We start from the raw sequence: 18,283 nt of genomic DNA, 5'->3' as shown, positions 1-18,283 counted from the left end.
CTTGCCGCCGAAGGACGCGCCATGCAACCCGAACCAGGCCGGATGCGCATCTCCAACGACGAGCGCGAGGCGGCGGCCTCGCGGCTGCGCGACGCGCTCGACGAGGGTCGCCTCGACCTCGGCGAGTTCGACGAGCGGACCCGCGCCCTCTACGAGGTGCACACGTACGACGAGGTGAACCGGCTGCTCGAGGACCTGCCGGCGGCGCGGCTGCCGGTGCCCTCGCGGCCGGGCCCGGAGCCGGCGGTCGCGGCCGAACCCGAGAAGGACGCGAAGGATTCGGGGAACCTCATGGGGCACATCGCGCTCGGCATGGGAGTGATGTCGTTCGTGAGCTTCATGCCGTTCACGATCCTGGCGGTCGTGTTCGGGCTCATCGGCATCGAGAAGCACCGCAAGGGCGAGGCGGACACGCGCTCGTTCGCGTTGGCGGGCCTGATCCTGGGCGCGGCGAGCGTCCCGGTGTGGATCCTGTTCTTCATCCTCGGCCTGTCGTTCTGGTGGTGAGGCGACCCGGTGTCCGCAGTGGACGACCGAGGTACCCCGGTCAGCAGGCGCAGCCGGGGGCGTCCTGCTTCGGGGCGGGCTTCTTGCCGATCGTGGGCATCCCGAGGCTGACGCCGGGGAGCTTGGTGGTCTTGCCTGCGGCCCAGGCGTCGCCGGCCTTGGTGCGGCGGTGGGTGAGCACCGGGCCGTCGGCGACCAAGTGGTGCGGCGCGCCGTAGGTGATCGCGGTGGTCACGACGTCGCCGGGGCGCACGCCCTCGGCGTTGCCGGTCGGGTCGCCCTCGCTGGGGGTCACCGAGAAGTGCACCAGGCGCCCGTCGCGGGCCCGGCCCGAGAGGCGCCCGTTCGCGGCGTCCTTGCGGCCGTCGCCGACGGTGACGAGGACTTCGACCTCGGTGCCTTCGAGCCCGCGGTTCTCCTCCCACGAGACGCGCTCCTGGAGCGCGACGAGGCGCTCGTAGCGCTCCTGCACGACCGCCTTGGGGATCTGGTCCTCCATCGTCGCCGCGGGGGTGCCGGGGCGGATCGAGTACTGGAAGGTGAACGCGCTGGAGAAGCGGGCCCGCTCGACCACGTCGAGGGTGGCCTGGAAGTCCTCCTCGGTCTCGCCGGGGAAGCCGACGATGATGTCGGTGGTGATGGCCGCGTCCGGCATCGCCTCGCGGACCTTGTCGAGGATCTCCAGGTACTTGGCCGAGCGGTAGGAGCGGCGCATCTCCTTGAGGACGCGGTCCGAGCCCGACTGGAGCGGCATGTGCAGCGAGTGGCAGACGTTCGGCGTCTCGCTCATCGCCGCGATGACGTCGTCGGTGAAGTTCTTGGGGTGCGGGCTGGTGAAGCGCACGCGCTCGAGGCCCTCGATCGAGCCGCAGGCGCGCAGGAGCTTCCCGAAGGCGAGCTTGTCGCCGAACTCCACGCCGTAGGTGTTGACGTTCTGGCCCAGCAGGGTCACCTCGGAGACGCCCTCGGCCACGAGCGCCCTGACCTCGGCGAGGATCTCGCCGGGGCGGCGGTCCTTCTCCTTGCCCCGCAGCGAGGGGACGATGCAGAAGGTGCAGGTGTTGTTGCACCCGACCGAGATCGAGACCCAGCCCGAGTAGGTCGAGTCGCGCCTGGTCGGCAGCGCCGAGGGGAAGGTCTCCAGCGATTCGAGGATCTCGACCTCGGCGGCCCGGTTGTGGCGGGCCCGGTCGAGCAGGGCCGGGAGCGAGCCGATGTTGTGGGTGCCGAAGACCGCGTCGACCCAGGGGGCGCGCCTGACGATCTCGCCGCGGTCCTTCTGCGCCAGGCAGCCGCCCACGGCGATCTGCATGTCGGGGTTCGCGGCCTTCGCGGGGGCGAGGTGGCCGAGGTTGCCGTACAGCTTGTTATCGGCGTTCTCGCGCACCGCGCAGGTGTTGAACACGACCAGGTCCGGGTCGGCCCCGCCCTCCGCGGGGACGTAGCCGGCCGCTTCGAGCAGCCCGCCGATCCGCTCGGAGTCGTGCACGTTCATCTGACAGCCGTAGGTCTTGACCTGGTACGTCTTCACTGCTTGCTGAGCCACACCCCCAGGATAGACGCGAGGCCGATCACAGCTCGGGGCCGGGAAGTGCACCGGCCCCGGGCCGCTGCGGAGCGCGTCTGCATCCTGTAGATACAAAAAGTGACGAAAATCCCACCTCGGAGCAAGCCGGTGCCGGGCCGTACCGGGCGGTAGCGCTCTGTCGCCGCTTCGGAGACCGCCGAGCGGTTCCGCATAGGACCGGACCTGCGCGTTCATCCACAGAGAGCGGTCCGGACACGGCCCGTTCGCGTCCGCGAAACGCTTCGACCGCCCAATGTGATCAGTTGGGCAGCGTTCCGTATCCGATGATTCAGTGAATGAGAAGCGTTAACATTCAACGTCTTTGGAGTTGCGACCCCGCCTTTGAAACTAATTTGCCTTTAGGCTTGTGCCGTCCTGAACGTCCTTATAAGGTGGCCCTCGTGTCGCTGGGTCCGCAACGGTGCAGCGACACGCCCATCGTTGCCCCACCCGCACTTCACTCAGGGAAGAATATGCGTCTCAAGACCTCCTCCGGTGCAGCCGTCATAGCGGCCGCCGCACTCCTCGCTTCAGCGGCATGTGTCTCCGAGGAACCCTCCAGCAACACGACCGACTCCGCGCTCTCCGGTTCCGGCACCGGCGCGGACTGCGTCATCGACGAGACCGTCAAGATCGGGGCCGTCTTCAGCCTCACCGAGGGCGCCGCGTTCGCGGGCCTCTACCAGCAAGAGGGCCTCACGCTGGCCATCGAGCAGCTCAACGCCGTCGGCGGCGTCCAGTACGAGCTCATCGTCGAGGACGACAAGACCACCGTCGAGGACAGCGTCGCCGCCTTCGAGAAGCTCATCGACCGCGACGAGGTCAGCGTCATCGTCGGCCCCACCCTCTCGGGCATGGCGTTCACGACCTACACCGACGCCCAGAGCGCCGGCGTCCCCGCGCTCGGCGTCTCCACCACCGCCGAGGGCATCCCCGAGATCGGCGACTACATCTTCCGCGCCTCGGTCCCCGAAGAGGTCGCCCTGGCCGCCAGCATCCCGGCCGCCAAGGAGGCCCTGGGCCTGGAGAAGGTCGCCGTCCTCTACGACAGCGCCGACGAGTTCACCGCCTCGGCCTTCAACACCATCACCGACGTCCTCAACGACGAGGGCATCGAGATCGTCGTCGAAGAGAGCTTCGAGACCACCGACACCGACTTCTCGGCCCAGCTCAACAAGGTCCTGGGCACCGAGGTCGACGCGGTCATCCTCTCCGCGCTCCCCGGCGCGACCGTCCCGCTGGTCAAGCAGGCCCGCGACCTCGGCGTCGAAGCCCCGATCGTCGGCGGCAACGCCTTCAACTCCCCCGTCCTCGTCGGCGCCCTCGAAGACGCCTCCGAAGGCCTCATCGTCGGCGGCGCCTGGAGCGCGGCGGCCGAGACCACCGGCAACGCCGAGTTCATCGCCGCCTACAACGAGGCCTACGAGCGCGCCCCCGACCAGTTCGCCGCGCAGGCCTACACCGCCGGCTTCCTGATCGACCAGGCCGTCCGCTCCGACTGCGACGCCAACCGCGAGGCGATCAAGGACAACCTCGGCCAGATCCTGGAGTTCGACTCGATCCTCGGCCCGATCTCGATCGACGAGAGCGGCGAGGTCACCCAGGAGCCCTTCGTCCAGATCGTCGAGAACGGCGCGTTCACGCTGCTGTAGACCCCGAGCACCGGCCCCGCCGGTGAACCTCGCGTCAACCTCCTCAGCCCAGGGAAAACCAGAGATGCTGCAACAACTGGCCAACGGTGTCTTCGCCGGCTCGATCTACGCGCTCTTCGCGATCGGATTCACCCTCGTGTTCGGAATCCTCCGGCACCTGAACCTCGCCCACGCCGCGATCTTCACCGCCGGCGCCTTCGTCGGCATCGAGATCGCGACGCGGACGGGCATCCCGATCTGGATCCTGTTCCCGATCGTGGCCGCGATCGGCGCGCTCGCCGGGCTCCTGCTCGAACGCACCGCGTTCCGGCCCCTCGCCGGCCGGGACGACGAGCACTTCGCGGGCCTGATCTCCTCAGTGGCCTTCGGCGGCGTCCTCATCGCGCTCATCCAGGCGCGCTACGGCACCGAACCGAAGAGCTTCCCGCGGGAGTACTTCCCGAACCAGCTGTTCCAGTTCGCCGGCATCCGCGTGACCCTCACGCAACTGGTGACCCTGGGCCTGGCCCTGGCGCTCATGCTCGGACTCGCATGGCTCGTCTCAGCGTCCTCGCTGGGACGGGCCATGCGGGCCGTCGCCGAGAACCCCACGGCCGCGAGGGTCGTCGGCGTCAACGTCGACCGCATCACCGCCGGGACCTACGCCCTGTCCTCAGGGCTCGGGACCGTCGCCGGGGCGCTCCTGGCGCTCAACCTCGGCCAGACCGAGCGCAGCCTCGGCGCCTCGGTCGAACTCGTCGGCTTCGCCGTGATCATCCTCGGCGGCCTCGGATCGCTCTGGGGCGCCATGGCGGCCGGGGTCATCCTCGGCCTCGCCGAAGCCCTCACCATCCACTACTTCGACTCCACCTGGAAGGGCCTGGTCGCCTTCGCGCTGCTGTTCGCGGTGCTCGTCCTGCGCCCCCGGGGACTGTTCGGCCACCTCAAGGTCAGGGAGGTCTGATGCTCGCCGGATACGACACCCTCATCACCAACATCGCCCTCGCGGTCATCCTGGCCTACTCGTTCCACGTGGTCCTCATGGCCGGCCAGCTCAACCTGGGCCAGGCCGGGTTCGCCTCGCTGGGCGCCTACATCTCCTCGCTCGTGGTCCCCGCCGAGCCGCTGTTCGGCTCGCTCTCGCCGGTCCTCATCGGCATCCCCGTCGGCGCCGCGGTCGGCGCCGGGGCCGCCTTCCTGGTCGGCCTGCCGGTCCTGCGCCTGCGAGGGGTCTTCCTCGCCATCGGCACCATCGCCTTCGGCGAGATGGTCCGGGTGTTCATGAACAACGCCGAATGGACCGGCGGGGCCATCGGCCTGCGCGTCGAGAAATGGGTCACCGTCGACCTCGCCTGGATCGTCGTGGCAGTCCTCGCCTACCTGTTCTGGCGGCTCGGGCCCTCCCGCATCGGCCGCGCCTTCGCCGCCGTCCGCGAGGACGAGCTCGCCGCCGGCTCCATGGGCGTCGACGTGGTCCGCACCCGCATGACCTCCTTCGTCGCCTCCGGCGCCATCGCCGGGGTCTACGGCGTCATGTTCCTGTACTTCTTCGGGCGCATCACCCCCACCACCTTCGACTTCAGCCTCACCCTCGGCGGCCTCGTCACCGCCGTCCTCGGCGGCTACCTCGTCTTCTTCGGACCCGTCCTCGGCGCCGGCTTCCTCACCGCCGTGCCCGAGATCCAGAAGGCCCTCGGCGTCGAGGCCGGATGGATCCACCCGTTCATCACCGGGCTCCTCCTGCTCGCCGTCATCCTGTTCCTCCCCGGCGGGCTCTCCACCCTGTTCGCCAGGATGCGCCGCGTCCCCGCAGCGCCCGACCCCGACCTCGGCGCGCTCGACGGCCTCCCGCCCCTGCCCGACAGGGGCACCCCCATCGCCCGCGTCCGCGGCCTCGGCAAGTCCTACGGGGCCGTCCAGGCCGTCCGCGAAGTCGACCTGGAGATCCGCTCGGGCGAGGTCCTCGGCGTCATCGGCCCCAACGGCGCCGGCAAGACCACCCTCGTCAACATGATCTCCGGCCTCGAGACGCCGACCGCCGGCGAAGGCGAGATCCTCGGCGTCGCACTCGGATCGCCCGGCGGCGCCCACCGCTTCGCGCAGGCGGGCCTGAGCCGCACCTTCCAGCACTCCAAGCTGTTCGACCGGCTCACCGCCCTCGACAACGTCCTGGTCGGCACCCACGCCATCAGCCGCTCGACCTACCTGCGCCGACTCTTCTGGATGCCCTCGGCCCGCCGCGACGAGCGCCGCGCCCGCGCCCTCGCCTGGGCCCAGCTGCGGCGCGTCGGCCTCGCCGAACGCGCCCACCTGCGCCCCAGCGCCCTCTCCTACGGCGACCAGCGCCGCCTCGAGATCGCCCGCGCCCTCGCGGCCCACCCGACGCTGCTCATCCTCGACGAGCCCGCCGCGGGCATGAACCACGTCGAGGCCGGCGAACTCGCCGCGCTCATCCGCGGCCTCGCCGAGGACGGCATCACCGTGCTCTTCATCGAGCACAACGTCAAGATGGTCCTCGACACCTGCACCCGGCTCGTGGTGCTCAACTTCGGCGAGGTCATCGCCAGCGGCGAACCCCACCGGGTCGCCGCCGACCCCAAGGTCGTCGAGGCCTACCTCGGCGCGGAAGAGGAGGAGAGCGAGCATGTCCGATGAAGACCCGATCCTGTCGGTCGAGTCGCTGAGCGTCTCGTACGGGCGCGTCAACGCCGTCCGCGACGTCTCCTTCTCCGTCCCCGCCGGCGGCATGGTCGCCCTCGTCGGCGCCAACGGCGCCGGCAAGAGCTCGGTCCTCGCGGCCGTCTCGGGCCTCACCCGCCCCGGCAAGGGCACCGTCCGCCTCGACGGGCGCGACATCACCCGCTGGCCCGCCCACCGGCGCGTCGCCGCCGGACTCGTCCTCGTCCCCGAGGGACGCCAGATCCTCGGCACCCTCACCGTCGCCGAGAACCTGCGCCTGGGCGCCCACCGGCGCCGCGCCCAGGCGGCCCCCGAATCCGAGATGTACGAGCTGTTCCCCGTGCTCGCCGAACGGCGCGCCCTGCCCGCGGGCTCGCTCTCGGGCGGCGAGCAGCAGATGCTGGCGATCGCCCGCGCCATGATCTCCAGGCCGAGGGTCGTCCTCATGGACGAGCCCTCGATGGGCCTGGCCCCCAAGATGGTCGACGAGGTCTTCAAGGTGATCGAGGAGATCCGCGCCTCGGACGTGACCGTCGTGCTGGTCGAGCAGAACGCCCGCCGGGCCCTGCGCACCGCCGACACCGGCCACGTCCTGGAGACCGGGGAGATCGCGCACAGCGGCCCCGCCTCCGAACTGCTGCAAGACCCCAAGGTCGTAAAAGCCTATCTAGGCGTCGAGTAGTTCTCGCGCCAGGCGGAGGAACCCCTGAGATGAACGATGAGCAACCAGAGCCGGCGCCCACGGCCGTACACCGGAAGCAGCGCCGCCGCCTCTTGTCGCGCGTCAGGATCCGGACCAAGCTGGCGGCGATGCTGCTCGTCCCGGCCCTCACCCTCGCGAGCATGGTCGCGGTGCGGCTCGTCGAATCCGCCGGGGAGGCCCGCGAGGTCGGCGCCACCGCCGACGCGGTCGAACTCGTCGGCGACGTCAACGCCGTGATCGACGCGCTCCAGGCCGAGCGGACCGACGCCGCGCAACTGGTGTACCAGGAGGACACCGGCGCCGACCCCGCCGCGCTGCTCGCCCGGTTCTCGCAGCGCCAGACCGCCACCGAGGACGCGCTCGACGCCCTCGACGCCACCCGGTCCGAACTCGTCCTCGACGCCGAGACCATCGCGCTGCTCAACCGCGCCGACACGCCGCTGGACCGGCTCGCGACCTCCCGCCGGGCCGTCCACGACGGCACCGTCGACGCCGTCCACCTGACCGTGTACAACTCGGTCATCAACCGCCTCTCGGCCGTGATCGACCGCGCCGTCGACGTCGCCGGCAGCGCCGAGCTCTCGCGGCTGCTGCGCACCGCGAGCCTCCTGTCCGACATCGACGAGTACTCCGAGCAGCTCCGGCTGCTCATCCTGTCCCTGGAGGACGGCAAACCGCTGGCCGGCAAGCACCGCACCTTCATGCGGCTGTCGGCCGCCCGCGAGGAGTCGCTCAACGAGTACCGCCGCATCGTCGTCCAGACCGACCCCGACGCCTCGGTGTTCAAGGTCGGCGGGATCGGCTCGGCCGAGGCCCGCGGCGCCAACGGCTTCGAGAGCGCCGTCGCCGGTTCGCGCTCCGACGACAACCAGGCCGTCGACCACGCCGCCCTCATGGACGCCTACGACGCCCGGCACGAGGCCACCTCCGCGCTCGTCGTCGCGGCGCTGACCGACGCCGACGAGCGGGCCGAGGCCATCACCTCCGCGGCCCTGCGACGCCTGGCCGTCGAGAGCCTCATCGCCGTCATCGCGCTCGCGCTCGCCGTCCTCATCGCCTACGGCATCGGCCGGTCGGTCACCAGGGGCCTGCGCGACCTGTCGGGCTCGGCCCGCCAGATCGCCATGGTCGACCTCCCGCTGGCCGTCAAGCGCGTCGACCAGCAGCAGGGACTGGGAGGCCTGAGCCCGTTCCAGTTCGCCGCGCGCACGCCCTCGCCACTGCAAGTCCAGGGCAAGGACGAGCTCAGCGAGGTCGGCGAGGCGTTCAACATCGTCCACCGCGAGGCGATCCGCGTCTCCGCCCAGCAGGCGCTGCTGCGCTTCCACGTCGGCGCGATCTTCGTGCGCCTGGCGCGGCGCGGCCACTCGCTGACCGGCCGCCTCACCGCCGAACTCGACGAGGCCGAGCGCAACGAGCAGGACCCCGAGCGCCTCCAGCGGCTCTTCCGGCTCGACCACCTCGCCTCGCTCATCGGCCGCGCCAACGACAGCCTGCTCGTCCTGGGCGGGTCCTCGGCGGCGAAGGTCCGGACCACCGACGCGAAGGTGGGCGACGTGCTGACCGCCGCCCAGAGCCGCATCGAGTACTACACCCGCGTCGACGTGCTGTCCGACGAGGGCGCGTGGGTGAAGGCCGACGTGGTCGACGACGTCGTCCAGCTCCTCGCCGAGCTGATGGACAACGCCACCCGCTACTCCGAATCCGCCACAGAGGTCACGGCGCGCGTCGTGACCGGGAAGGTGATCATCCAAGTCCGCGACCACGGCATCGGCATCGAGCCCGAACGCCTGGAGCGATTCAACGAGCGGCTGCGCCAGGAGACCCCGGTCGACCTGGAGGCGATGCAGGCGATGGGCCTGACGGTGGTGGGATTCCTGGCCGCCAGGCACGGCATCGAGATCGAGATGCGCCCCTCGGTCGGCGGCGGCATCGTCGTCGAGGTGGTCATCCCCACGCCGCTGCTCTCCTTCACCGAGCCGGAGCGGACCGAACCGGTGTCCGCCTCGATCGCGTCCCGGCAGATCCAGTCACCGCGTCAGCGCGCGAACGCCCCGCTGTTCGCCCAGGGCGCGGGGGCGGACGGTCAGCCGCAGACGGAGCCCGACCCGAACGGGCCCCGGGCGCTGACCGCGGCGCCGGCCCGCGGTGTGGCGGCGGTGGGCCGCCCCATGCCCGAACTCGGCTCGGCCACCTCGGCCCTCCTCACCGAGCTGCCCGAGATCAAGTTCGACGTGCAGGTCGTCCACGCCGACCCCTCGCTCAGGGCGGGGCACCCGCTGCCCCAGGCCGAGCCGGGGTCGCTGGTGACCGGCGCGAACGGGCTGCCGCAGCGGCAGCCGATGTCGAACCTGGTCCCCGGCGCGATCGCGCCCTCCGCCGGACAGGACGGCAGGCCCATCGAGCGGAATCCGAAGAGCATCGGGGCGACGTACTCGGCGTACGCGCGCGGACTCTCCGGCAGTAGGACTCCCACCTCCACAAATGACAATTGACCCGAGGATCGACCCATGACCACCAGCGCACAATTGGACTTCCTTCTCAACGACTTCGTAGGCCGGGTGCCGCACGTGACGCACGTGATCGCCGTTGCGGCCGACGGACTGCTGATCGCGTCCAACAACACCCTGCCGCGAGATGAGGCGGAGCGGTTGTCGGCCATCGCCTCGGGTCTGACGAGCCTGCTGGCGGGGGCCGCCCGGTCCCTCCAGGCGGACCCGGTGATCAGCAACCTGACCGAGATGAACGGCGGCTTCATGTTCTCGATGTCGGTGTCCAGCGGCGCGAGCCTGCTGGCGCTGGCGGGCCTGCACTGCGACATCGGCCAGGTCGGGCACGAGCTCGCGAACCTGATCAACCAGGTGGGTCCGGCCCTGACCCCGGCCGCCCGCCAGGTGGCCAACGCCCAGTACTACCAGCAGCAGCAGTACCAGTAACGACGAGAAAAGGCCGGGAACCGCGATGCGGTTCCCGGCCGTCGCTCTGCGACTGTTGCCGCGGCTCAGCCGTACAGCTCGGGCAGGCCGATCAGGAGCAGGTCCTCGCGTTCTGCGGCGAGCGCGGCGAGGTGGTCGTTGTGCCCCGCGCCGGACAGGCACATGAGGCGCGTCGCGGACGTGTCGAAGGTCCCGGCGGCTTGCAGCAGGTGCCGGATGCGTTCGAGCCGTTCGAGATGGGCCCGTCCCATGACTTCCTGCCATTTGGCCTCGCCGATCGCGAGGAGGCGCGGGCGCCCCTCGCCGGAGGCGGCGATCACCGCGACATCGACCTCGTGGGAGGTCTTGGCGGCGGGGTCGTTGACCACGCCGCTGGCGACGGAGGTGGGCAGATCGCCGAACCGGTCCGGATCGGCGTGGTAGAGCGCCCAGTCCCGGCAGAGCTGCTCGAAGTGCGGTCCGAGGATCTTGCTGTCGAATCGGCGTCGGCTGGTCTTCCAGACCCGCGCGGCCATGCCCGGCCGCTGCAACTGGTCCCACATGGGGCGCATGACGCCGGCGTAGAAGGCGATCAGCGGCTCGGCGATGCGGTACGCCGAGCGGTTCTTGCGGAAGGCGTCGGCGTCGCGGCGCAGGAGGCCGATGTCTTCGAGGACGTCGATCGGGTGCGCGATGTCGACGGCCTTGCGCCCCAGGTAGGCCGCGATCCCGTTGCGCGTGGCGTTGCCGTCGGCCACGGCGGACAGGACCGAGAGGTACAGGGCCGGGTCGCGCACGTCGGCTTCCTCCGCGAGCAAGTAGCGGCCCTCCCGGAACAGCGGGGTCTGCGGGTTGAGCACCGTCCGGATCACCCAGTCGTCGAAGTCCTCGCGGTCGCGCGGCGTGTCGCCGCGCAGGAACTCGTTGGGGTAGGCGGGAGTGCCGCCGACCACCGCGTGCGTCCGCATCGCGAGGCCGGGGTCGCCGATCCCCCAGAACTCGGCGGCCTTGCGGTAGTCCAACGGCGGTACCAGGAGTTCGAGCCCGGCCCGGCCGCGCAGCGGCGCGCCGCCGGACAGCAGGCGTCCCATGAACGACATGGCGGAGCCGCACAGCAGCAGCCGCGTCCGGGACGCCGTCCGCTCGGGCCGCAGCGGTCCGAAGGCCTGCTGGAGGATCGAGGGAAGCTCGGGGTTCGCGCGCGCGAGGTAGGGAAATTCGTCGATGACCACGGGAATCGAGCGTTCGCGCCCGAGGGCGAGGACCGCGTCGATCGCTTCGAACCAGTCCGCGAAGTGGAAGGCGGTCGGCGGCGTCGCGAAGCGGGTGAGCGAGTCGCTGAAGCGGCGCAGCGACTCGGCGTCGGCGGCCTCGGTGGCGCCGAAGTAGAACCCGCCGGTCGCTCGTACGACCGCGTCGAGCAGGAACGTCTTGCCTTGGCGCCGGCGCCCGGAGACCACGCCGAGAGTGGCCCCGGGACGGTCGTCGGCGACGAACCGCTCCAGCGCGGCCCACTCGGACTCGCGGTCGAACATCTCCTGGGGCTTCTCCACCCGGCCTCCGCTTTATAGGGATACGGTTTATAAAACTATACCCCTAGTAATTCAAGCTGTGTTCGGGATCGCCGTGCGGAGGTCGAGTTCCGAGATGGTCCAGGTATGTGAATGGCCGGGAACCGCGATGCGGTTCCCGGCCATTCATATGCTTCGGACTTCAGGCGGCTTCAGTGCTGAGACGTCTGGGCCGCTTCGCGGCTCCGCCGTCTCCGTCCTGAGCCTCCTGGATCACTGCGCGGCTACGCCGTTTCGGTGATCTTGCGCTGGACCCAGGGCATGAGGTCGCGCATCTTCTTGCCGGTCTCTTCGATCTGGTGGTCGTTCTGCTCGGCCTGGAGCTTCTTGTAGTTCTCGCGCTTCTCGGACTCCGCGACCCATTCCTTGGCGAAGGTGCCATCCTGGATCTCGGTGAGGATGCGCTTCATCTCGGCCTTGGTCTCGGCGTTGACCACGCGCGGTCCGCGGGTCAGGCCGCCGTACTCGGCGGTGTCCGAGACGGAGTACCACATGTTCGCGATGCCGCCCTCGTAGATCATGTCCACGATGAGCTTGAGCTCGTGCAGGCACTCGAAGTACGCGGCCTCGGGGGCGTAGCCCGCCTCGGTCAGCGTCTCGAAGCCGGCCTTGATGAGCTCGGCGGCCCCGCCGCACAGCACGGCCTGCTCGCCGAACAGGTCGGTCTCGGTCTCCTCCTTGAAGGTGGTCTTCAGGACGCCCGCGCGGGTGCCGCCGATCGCCTTCGCGTAGGAGAGCGCCACCGCCTGGGTGTCGCCCGACGGGTCCTGCTCCACCGCGACCAGCGCGGGCACGCCCTTGCCGTCCACGAACTGGCGGCGGACCATGTGGCCCGGGCCCTTCGGGGCGACCATGCCGACGTTGACGTCGGCCGGCGGCTGGATCAGGTCGTAGCGGATGTTGAAGCCGTGGCCGAACAGCAGGGTCTTGCCCGAGCTCAGGTTCGGGGCGATCTCGTCGGCGTACAGCTTGGCCTGCACGGTGTCCGGGACCAGGATCATGATGACGTCGGCCCATGCGGCGGCCTCGGCCGGCGTGAGCACCTTCAGGCCCGCCTCCTCGGCCTTCGGACGCGACTTGGAGTTCTCCTGGAGGCCGATGACGACCTCGACCCCGGAGTCGCGCAGGCTCAGCGAGTGGGCGTGGCCCTGCGAGCCGTAGCCGAGGACGGCGACCTTCTTGCCCTGGATCAGGGCCAGGTCGGCGTCGTCGTCGTAGAACACTTCAGCGGACATGCGATGCTTCCTTCTTGACTTAATTGTTCGGTGAGACGTAGCGGGACAGCGAGGCCATGGACTTGGCGCCGCGCCCCAGCGCGACGGTCCCCGACTGGACGAGCTCCTTGATCCCGAACGGCTCCAGGACTTCCAGGAACGCCTCGATCTTGTCGGAGTTCCCGGTGACCTCGAAGGTGACCGTGTCGGGTGTGACGTCGACCGAGCGGGCCTTGAACAGCTCGGCCGCGGCGATCACCTGGCCGCGGGTGGCGGCGTCGGCGCGGACCTTCACCAGCAGCAGTTCGCGCTGCACGGACGAGCCCGCCTCCAGCTCCACGATCTTGAGGACGTGGATGAGCTTGTTGAGCTGCTTGGTGACCTGCTCCAGCGAGCCCGCCTCGACGTCCACCACGATCGTGATGCGGCTGACGCCGGGGTGCTCGGTCTCGCCGACGGCGAGGGAGTCGATGTTGAAGCCGCGCCTGGAGAACAGGGCCGCGACGCGGGCGAGGACGCCCGGCTTGTTCTCGACCAGGACGGAAAGCGTGTGGACGCTCATCAGATCTGCCCCTCGTCGTCGAAGTTCGGGCGCACGTCGCGCGCGTAGAGGATCTCGTCGTTGGAGACCCCGGCCGGGACCATCGGCCAGACCATGGCGTCGGGGCCGACGGTGAAGTCGACGACCACCGGGCGGTCGTTGATCGCGTTGGCCTGCTCGATGATCGCGTCCACCTCTTCGTCGCGCTCGGCCCGCAGGCCCACGCAGCCGAGGGCCTCGGCGAGCTTCACGAAGTCCGGCACCCGCGGGGAGGCCTCGGAGTGGTGGGTGGACAGGTCGGTGTTGGAGTAGCGCTTCTCGTAGAACAGGGTCTGCCACTGGCGCACCATGCCGAGGTTGCCGTTGTTGATGACCGCGACCTTGATCGGGATGCCCTCGATCGAGCAGGTCGCCAGCTCCTGGTTGGTCATCTGGAAGCAGCCGTCGCCGTCGATGGCCCACACGGTGCGGTCCATCCGCCCGAGCTTGGCGCCCATGGCCGCGGGGACGGCGAAGCCCATGGTGCCCAGGCCGCCGGAGTTGAGGAACGTGCCCGGCTTCTCGTAGGAGATGAACTGGCTGGCCCACATCTGGTGCTGGCCCACGCCGGTGGTCCAGATCGTGTCGGCCGGGGCGAGCTCGCCGAGCCGCTCGATCACGTACTGCGGGGCCGGCAGGCCGTCGTCGATGTCGGTGTAGCCCAGCGGGTAGCGGGCCTTGAGGTCGTCGAGGGTCTCCCACCAGACCTTCAGGCGCTCCTTGCCGGGGTCGCCGTAGGCCTCGATCATCGCCGCGATGGCGGCCTTGCAGTCGCCCACGATCGGCACGTCGGCCTCGCGGTTCTTGCCGATCTCGGCCGGGTCGATGTCCACGTGGACGACCTTCGCGTCCGGCGCGAAGGAGGAGAGCTTGCCGGTGACGCGGTCGTCGAAGCGGGCGCCCAGGGCCACCAGGAGGTCGGACTTCTGGAGCGCGTGCACCGCCGGGACCGTGCCGTGCATCCCGGGCATGCCCAGGTGCTGCGGGTGCGAGTCGGGGAAGGCGCCCCTCGCCATGAGGGTGGTGATGACCGGCGCGCCGGTCAGCTCGGCCAGCGCCAGCAGCTCGGCGTGCGCGCCGGACTTGACGACGCCGCCGCCGACGTAGAGCACGGGGCGCTTGGACTCGGCGATGAGCGCGGCGGCCTCGCGGATCTGCTTGCCGTGGGGCTGCGTCGTGGGCCGGTAGCCGGGCAGGTCCATCTTGGGCGGCCACACGAAGGAGCCGGTGGTGCTCAGGATGTCCTTGGGGATGTCGACCAGAACCGGGCCGGGGCGGCCCGAGGCGGCCACGTAGAAGGCCTCGGCGAGCACCCGCGGGATCTCCTCCACGGAGGTGACCAGGTAGGAGTGCTTGGTGATCGGCATGGTGATGCCGCAGATGTCGGCTTCCTGGAAGGCGTCCGTGCCGATCGCCGCCGAGGCGACCTGGCCGGTGATGGCCACGATCGGGACCGAGTCCATGTGGGCGTCGGCCAGGGGCGTCACCAGGTTGGTCGCGCCGGGGCCGGAGGTGGCCATGCACACGCCGACCTTGCCGGTGGCGAGGGCGTAGCCCTGGGCGGCGTGGCCGGCGCCCTGCTCGTGGCGGACGAGGATGTGGCGGACCTGCTCGGAGTCCAGGAGCGGGTCGTAGGCCGGGAGGATCGCGCCGCCCGGGATGCCGAAGACGGCCTCGACGTCGAGCTCTTCGAGCGCGCGGACGACGGCCTGCGCTCCGGTGAGGACGGGCGCGGCGGCGGGCGCGCCGAGCGGGGGGGCCGGCCTGGGTGCCTTCGGCCTGGCGGGCTGAGCCTTGACAGCCTGCGGCCCTGGCTTCGGTGCCTTCACTGGTGTGCTCATGTCCTTCATCCAATAGGGATTGATCGGCTGTTTCGAGGTATGGCGTCGCTCTCCGGGCAGAAAAAATCGCCCGCGTGCAAAGACGCACGGGGCGAGCGCACCGTCAGAGAACGACGGTGCGCTAGGTAAGTACTACGATGAGCGGCCGGGCGGGAGCCTCGGTCGCAGTCAGGTCGTAGTTCTGCGGCTCACCTCCACGTCCGTGGAGCGCCCGCTTCTCATTCAGCACGCTCCCCAGGATGCACGATTCCGGCCCGTGAGTCAACTTTTCTCAGACTCCGGGACGTCGTCGGGCGTGTCGCGCGGGGCCGGCGGCAGCGCCAGCGGCTCCTCGGTGAGCCACCGTGTCAGGTCGTCCGGCTCCATCGGCTTGGCGAGCAGGTAGCCCTGCACGAGCGGGGCCTGGGCGGCGATCATGGCCTGGAGCTGGGTGTCGGTCTCGACGCCCTCGGCGATGACCTCCATGCCGAGCAGGCGACCGAGTTCGACGGTGACCGCGGCGAGGGGCCCGACGCCGCCGTCGTCCTTGGCGATGAGGTCGCGGTCGATCTTGAGGATGTCGACCGGGAGCCGGTCGAGCTGGCCGAGCGAGGAGTACCCGGACCCGAAGTCGTCCAAGGCGATCCGCACCCCGGCGCCCCGCAGGGCCCCGAGCTGGGCGATGAGGGTGTTCATCTGGTGGGAGAAGTCGTGCTCGGTGACTTCGAGCACCAGGCGCCGGGCCGGGACGCCCGCGGAGATGAGCGCGGTGTTGACCTCGGTCGCGAACAGGTGGGTGTGGAGCTCCTTGACCGAGACGTTCACCGAGATCCAGGCCTTGATGCCGGCCGAGTGCCAGGCCGCGAGCTGGTCGGCCGCGCGGGTGACCGTCCACACCGCGAGGTCCTGGGTCAGGCCCGACTCGGTCGCGGCGGGGATGAACTCGCCGGGGCTCACGTTCCCCAGGCGCGGGTGGTTCCAGCGCATGAGGGCCTCGGCGCCGACGATGGTGCGGTCGGCGACGGAGAACACCGGCTGGTAGACCAGGCGCAGCTCGTCGCGGGCGATGGCCCCGCGCAGCTCGTGGGTCAGCTCGTTCTTGCGGCGCACCAGGCGGTCGAACTCGGCGTCGTAGGACGCGTAGCGGTTCTTCCCGGCCTGCTTCGCTGCGCGCAGGGCGAGGTCGGCGTTGCGCAGGAGGACCTCGGGGTCGTCGAGCCCGTCGGCGGCGGTGGCGATGCCGACCGAGCCGGTGGTGAACACGGTGGACTCGTCGTGGAACTCGTGCGGTTCGGCGAGGCGCTCGACGAGGGATTTCGCGGTCGCTACGGCCTCGGCGCGGCTGGCGCGCAGCAGGATCGCGAACTCGTCCCCGCCCAGGCGGGCGCCGACGTCGGTGGGGCGCAGCAGCTCCTTGATGCGCCGGGAGACCTCGACGAGCAGCTCGTCGCCGAAGTCGTGGCCGCGGGTGTCGTTGACGTTCTTGAAGCCGTCGAGGTCGAGCAGCAGCAGCGCGGTGCGGTGCTCCTCGGCGGCGACGCCGTCCTCAAGGCTCTGGAGGAGCGCCCGGCGGTTCGCCAGACCGGTGAGCGGGTCGGTGTAGGCCATGCGGGCGAGCTCGGATTCGAGGCTGCGGCGCGCGCCGATGTCCTGGATGCGGGCGACGAGCCCGCGCACCTGGGGCTTGCCGCGGAGGTCGCTGACGACCGCCTCGGTGTGGCGCCAGCGGCGGTTCGCGTCGCGGATGCGCACGTTGAGGGTGACGTGGCCGCTCTGGCTGGATTGGCCGTAGCCGTCGAGGAGCGAGCGCAGGTCCTCCTCGGCGCCGCGGCGGTCGTCGATGTGGACGAGGTCGAGGAAGGAGGCGCCGACGCAGCGTCCGGTCTCGGTCGCCGGGCTCCAGGCGGAGTCCTCGGGACGCCAGGTGACGGTGAAGCGGGAGTCGGGGTCGGGGTCGAGCACGAGGACGGTGTCGGAGGCGACGCCGACGATCGCCGAGAGCCGGCGCTGGCGGGCGCCGGCCTCGCCGGTGACGCGGCGGACGTCGAAGTAGGTGAGGACGAGCCGGGCGCCGAGGGCTCCGGCGGCGGCGAGGCCGAGGAGGGCGGCGTCGAGTGGGAGGGCTCCCTCACGGGCGCCGTTCACGAGGACGGCCGCGGCTGCGAGGCCGCCGGAGCCGGCCATGACCCCGTAGTGGACCCCCGGGTAGCTGGGCTTGTCGTCCACCGCGGGCTTCTGGTTGCGGGCGAGGTAGGTGACCCCGAGCAGGGCCGCGCAGGTGGCGACCCAGGCGACCGACCACCACAGGACCCGCTCCTCGGGGCGGTCCCACTGCCAGGCGGCGTACATGGACATGCCGGTGAAGTGGACGGCGAAGACCGCGATGTAGGCGAAGGCGTGGCGGCGGCGCCAGCGGCGGATGCGGAAGGTGGTGGTGAGGCCGACGCCGAGCATGATGGCGCCCATCATGCCGGGGATGACGATGGCGAGGTCGCCGTCGGCGAGGCGGCTGCGGTGGAGTTCGAACAGGGGCCGGCCGACCAGGAGCCAGAAGGTGAAGAGGATGCACAGGCCCACGAAGGTGCCGTCGACGAGGCGGCGCTGCACCGCCTGGGGCGCCCAGCCGTTGTCGGGCAGGCGCAGCAGCGCGAGGGCCCACAGCACGATGGCGGCCGAGAAGCCCGCGCCGGCGACGAGGTCGGCGGCGCCGCCGGGCAGCCAGCAGGCGGCGGCCACGGTCGCGCCGGTGGTCTGGATGCCGGCGGCGAGGAGCTGGTAGGTGACGCGGCGACCGGGTGCGATGCGGCCGGCGGCGCGCCACATGAGCAGCCCGGCGCAGGCGGTGCCGACGCCGCCGAGGGCGGCCGCGGTGTCCTGGTCGATGAGCCCCGGCGCGGGCCTGGCGCCGACGACGAGGGCCGCGGTGAGCACGGAGAACCAGACTGCGGCGGTCGCGATCCACGACAGCGACTGCCGGACGCGGCGGGGGGTTGGCGTCATCCACTGGCCCAATCGTAGGAAGGCTCGTGCTTTACAGGATGCCGCATGGTGTCGGGTTTCCGTACCGGGCCCTCGGGGTGTCGGACAAGAAGTCCG

At 70.6% G+C, this 18,283-nt stretch carries 13 protein-coding genes; 7 read left to right on the top strand and 6 right to left on the bottom strand.

The annotated features are described in order from the left end of the window. Window positions 1-21: 21 nt before the first annotated feature. Window positions 22-507, top strand: a complete 486-nt coding sequence (locus tag IF12_RS23695) for a DUF1707 and DUF4190 domain-containing protein (RefSeq protein ID WP_081913078.1) — start codon at window positions 22-24, stop codon at window positions 505-507. Between the two features lie 40 nt (window positions 508-547). Here the strand turns inward: IF12_RS23695 and miaB are convergent, their stop codons facing one another. After that, window positions 548-2,053, bottom strand: a complete 1,506-nt coding sequence (gene miaB / locus IF12_RS0103010; RefSeq protein ID WP_035748235.1) for a tRNA (N6-isopentenyl adenosine(37)-C2)-methylthiotransferase MiaB — start codon at window positions 2,051-2,053, stop codon at window positions 548-550. Window positions 2,054-2,547: 494 nt separating this feature from the next. Between miaB and IF12_RS0103005 the strand changes: the two genes are divergently transcribed. The 6 genes from IF12_RS0103005 to IF12_RS0102980 all read left to right on the top strand — a co-directional run bounded on the left by IF12_RS0103005 (window position 2,548) and on the right by IF12_RS0102980 (window position 10,023). Next, on the top strand, window positions 2,548-3,726 hold the full coding sequence (locus IF12_RS0103005; RefSeq protein WP_030154392.1) for an ABC transporter substrate-binding protein: 1,179 nt from the start codon (window positions 2,548-2,550) through the stop codon (window positions 3,724-3,726). A gap of 64 nt (window positions 3,727-3,790) precedes the next feature. Further along, window positions 3,791-4,669 carry a branched-chain amino acid ABC transporter permease gene (locus IF12_RS0103000; RefSeq protein WP_030154390.1) on the top strand — a complete coding sequence of 293 codons (879 nt, stop codon included), beginning with the start codon at window positions 3,791-3,793 and terminating at the stop codon, window positions 4,667-4,669. Next, window positions 4,669-6,360 (top strand): ATP-binding cassette domain-containing protein, encoded by a 1,692-nt coding sequence (locus tag IF12_RS0102995; RefSeq protein ID WP_030154388.1) that lies wholly within the window; start codon window positions 4,669-4,671, stop codon window positions 6,358-6,360. The genes IF12_RS0103000 and IF12_RS0102995 overlap by 1 nt, the downstream gene beginning before the upstream one ends. Further along, a complete protein-coding gene (locus tag IF12_RS0102990; RefSeq protein ID WP_030154386.1) occupies window positions 6,350-7,066 on the top strand; it encodes an ABC transporter ATP-binding protein in 717 nt (238 codons plus the stop codon). Before IF12_RS0102995 ends, IF12_RS0102990 begins: the two co-directional genes overlap by 11 nt. 29 nt (window positions 7,067-7,095) lie before the next feature. Then, window positions 7,096-9,582 carry an ATP-binding protein gene (locus IF12_RS0102985; protein WP_081913069.1) on the top strand — a complete coding sequence of 829 codons (2,487 nt, stop codon included), beginning with the start codon at window positions 7,096-7,098 and terminating at the stop codon, window positions 9,580-9,582. Window positions 9,583-9,597: 15 nt separating this feature from the next. Continuing rightward, entirely contained in the window at window positions 9,598-10,023 is a 426-nt protein-coding gene (locus IF12_RS0102980) for a roadblock/LC7 domain-containing protein (protein WP_030154382.1), read from the top strand. A gap of 65 nt (window positions 10,024-10,088) precedes the next feature. Here IF12_RS0102980 and IF12_RS0102975 read toward each other — a convergent pair whose 3' ends face one another. From IF12_RS0102975 to IF12_RS23690, 5 genes are all read right to left on the bottom strand, one after another. Next, the gene (locus tag IF12_RS0102975) at window positions 10,089-11,555 is read right to left on the bottom strand and encodes an ATP-binding protein (protein ID WP_030154380.1); all 1,467 of its coding nucleotides are present in this window, start codon (window positions 11,553-11,555) and stop codon (window positions 10,089-10,091) included. A 242-nt stretch (window positions 11,556-11,797) separates the two neighbouring features. Next, window positions 11,798-12,808 (bottom strand): ketol-acid reductoisomerase, encoded by a 1,011-nt coding sequence (gene ilvC / locus IF12_RS0102970; RefSeq protein ID WP_030154378.1) that lies wholly within the window; start codon window positions 12,806-12,808, stop codon window positions 11,798-11,800. 19 nt (window positions 12,809-12,827) lie between these two features. Further along, on the bottom strand, window positions 12,828-13,349 hold the full coding sequence (ilvN, locus tag IF12_RS0102965) for an acetolactate synthase small subunit (RefSeq protein WP_030154376.1): 522 nt from the start codon (window positions 13,347-13,349) through the stop codon (window positions 12,828-12,830). Then, complete coding sequence (locus tag IF12_RS0102960; protein WP_081913066.1) at window positions 13,349-15,208, bottom strand: acetolactate synthase large subunit; 1,860 nt, start codon at window positions 15,206-15,208, stop codon at window positions 13,349-13,351. The genes ilvN and IF12_RS0102960 overlap by 1 nt, the downstream gene beginning before the upstream one ends. 261 nt (window positions 15,209-15,469) lie before the next feature. Continuing rightward, window positions 15,470-18,187: a bifunctional diguanylate cyclase/phosphodiesterase gene (locus IF12_RS23690; protein WP_051703894.1), complete on the bottom strand. Its 2,718-nt coding sequence runs from the start codon at window positions 18,185-18,187 to the stop codon at window positions 15,470-15,472. Window positions 18,188-18,283: the final 96 nt, after the last annotated feature.

The organism is Glycomyces sp. NRRL B-16210, from assembly GCF_000719515.1.
Taxonomy (GTDB): domain Bacteria; phylum Actinomycetota; class Actinomycetes; order Mycobacteriales; family Micromonosporaceae; genus Glycomyces.
This window is presented reverse-complemented; position numbering and strand designations above follow the sequence as displayed.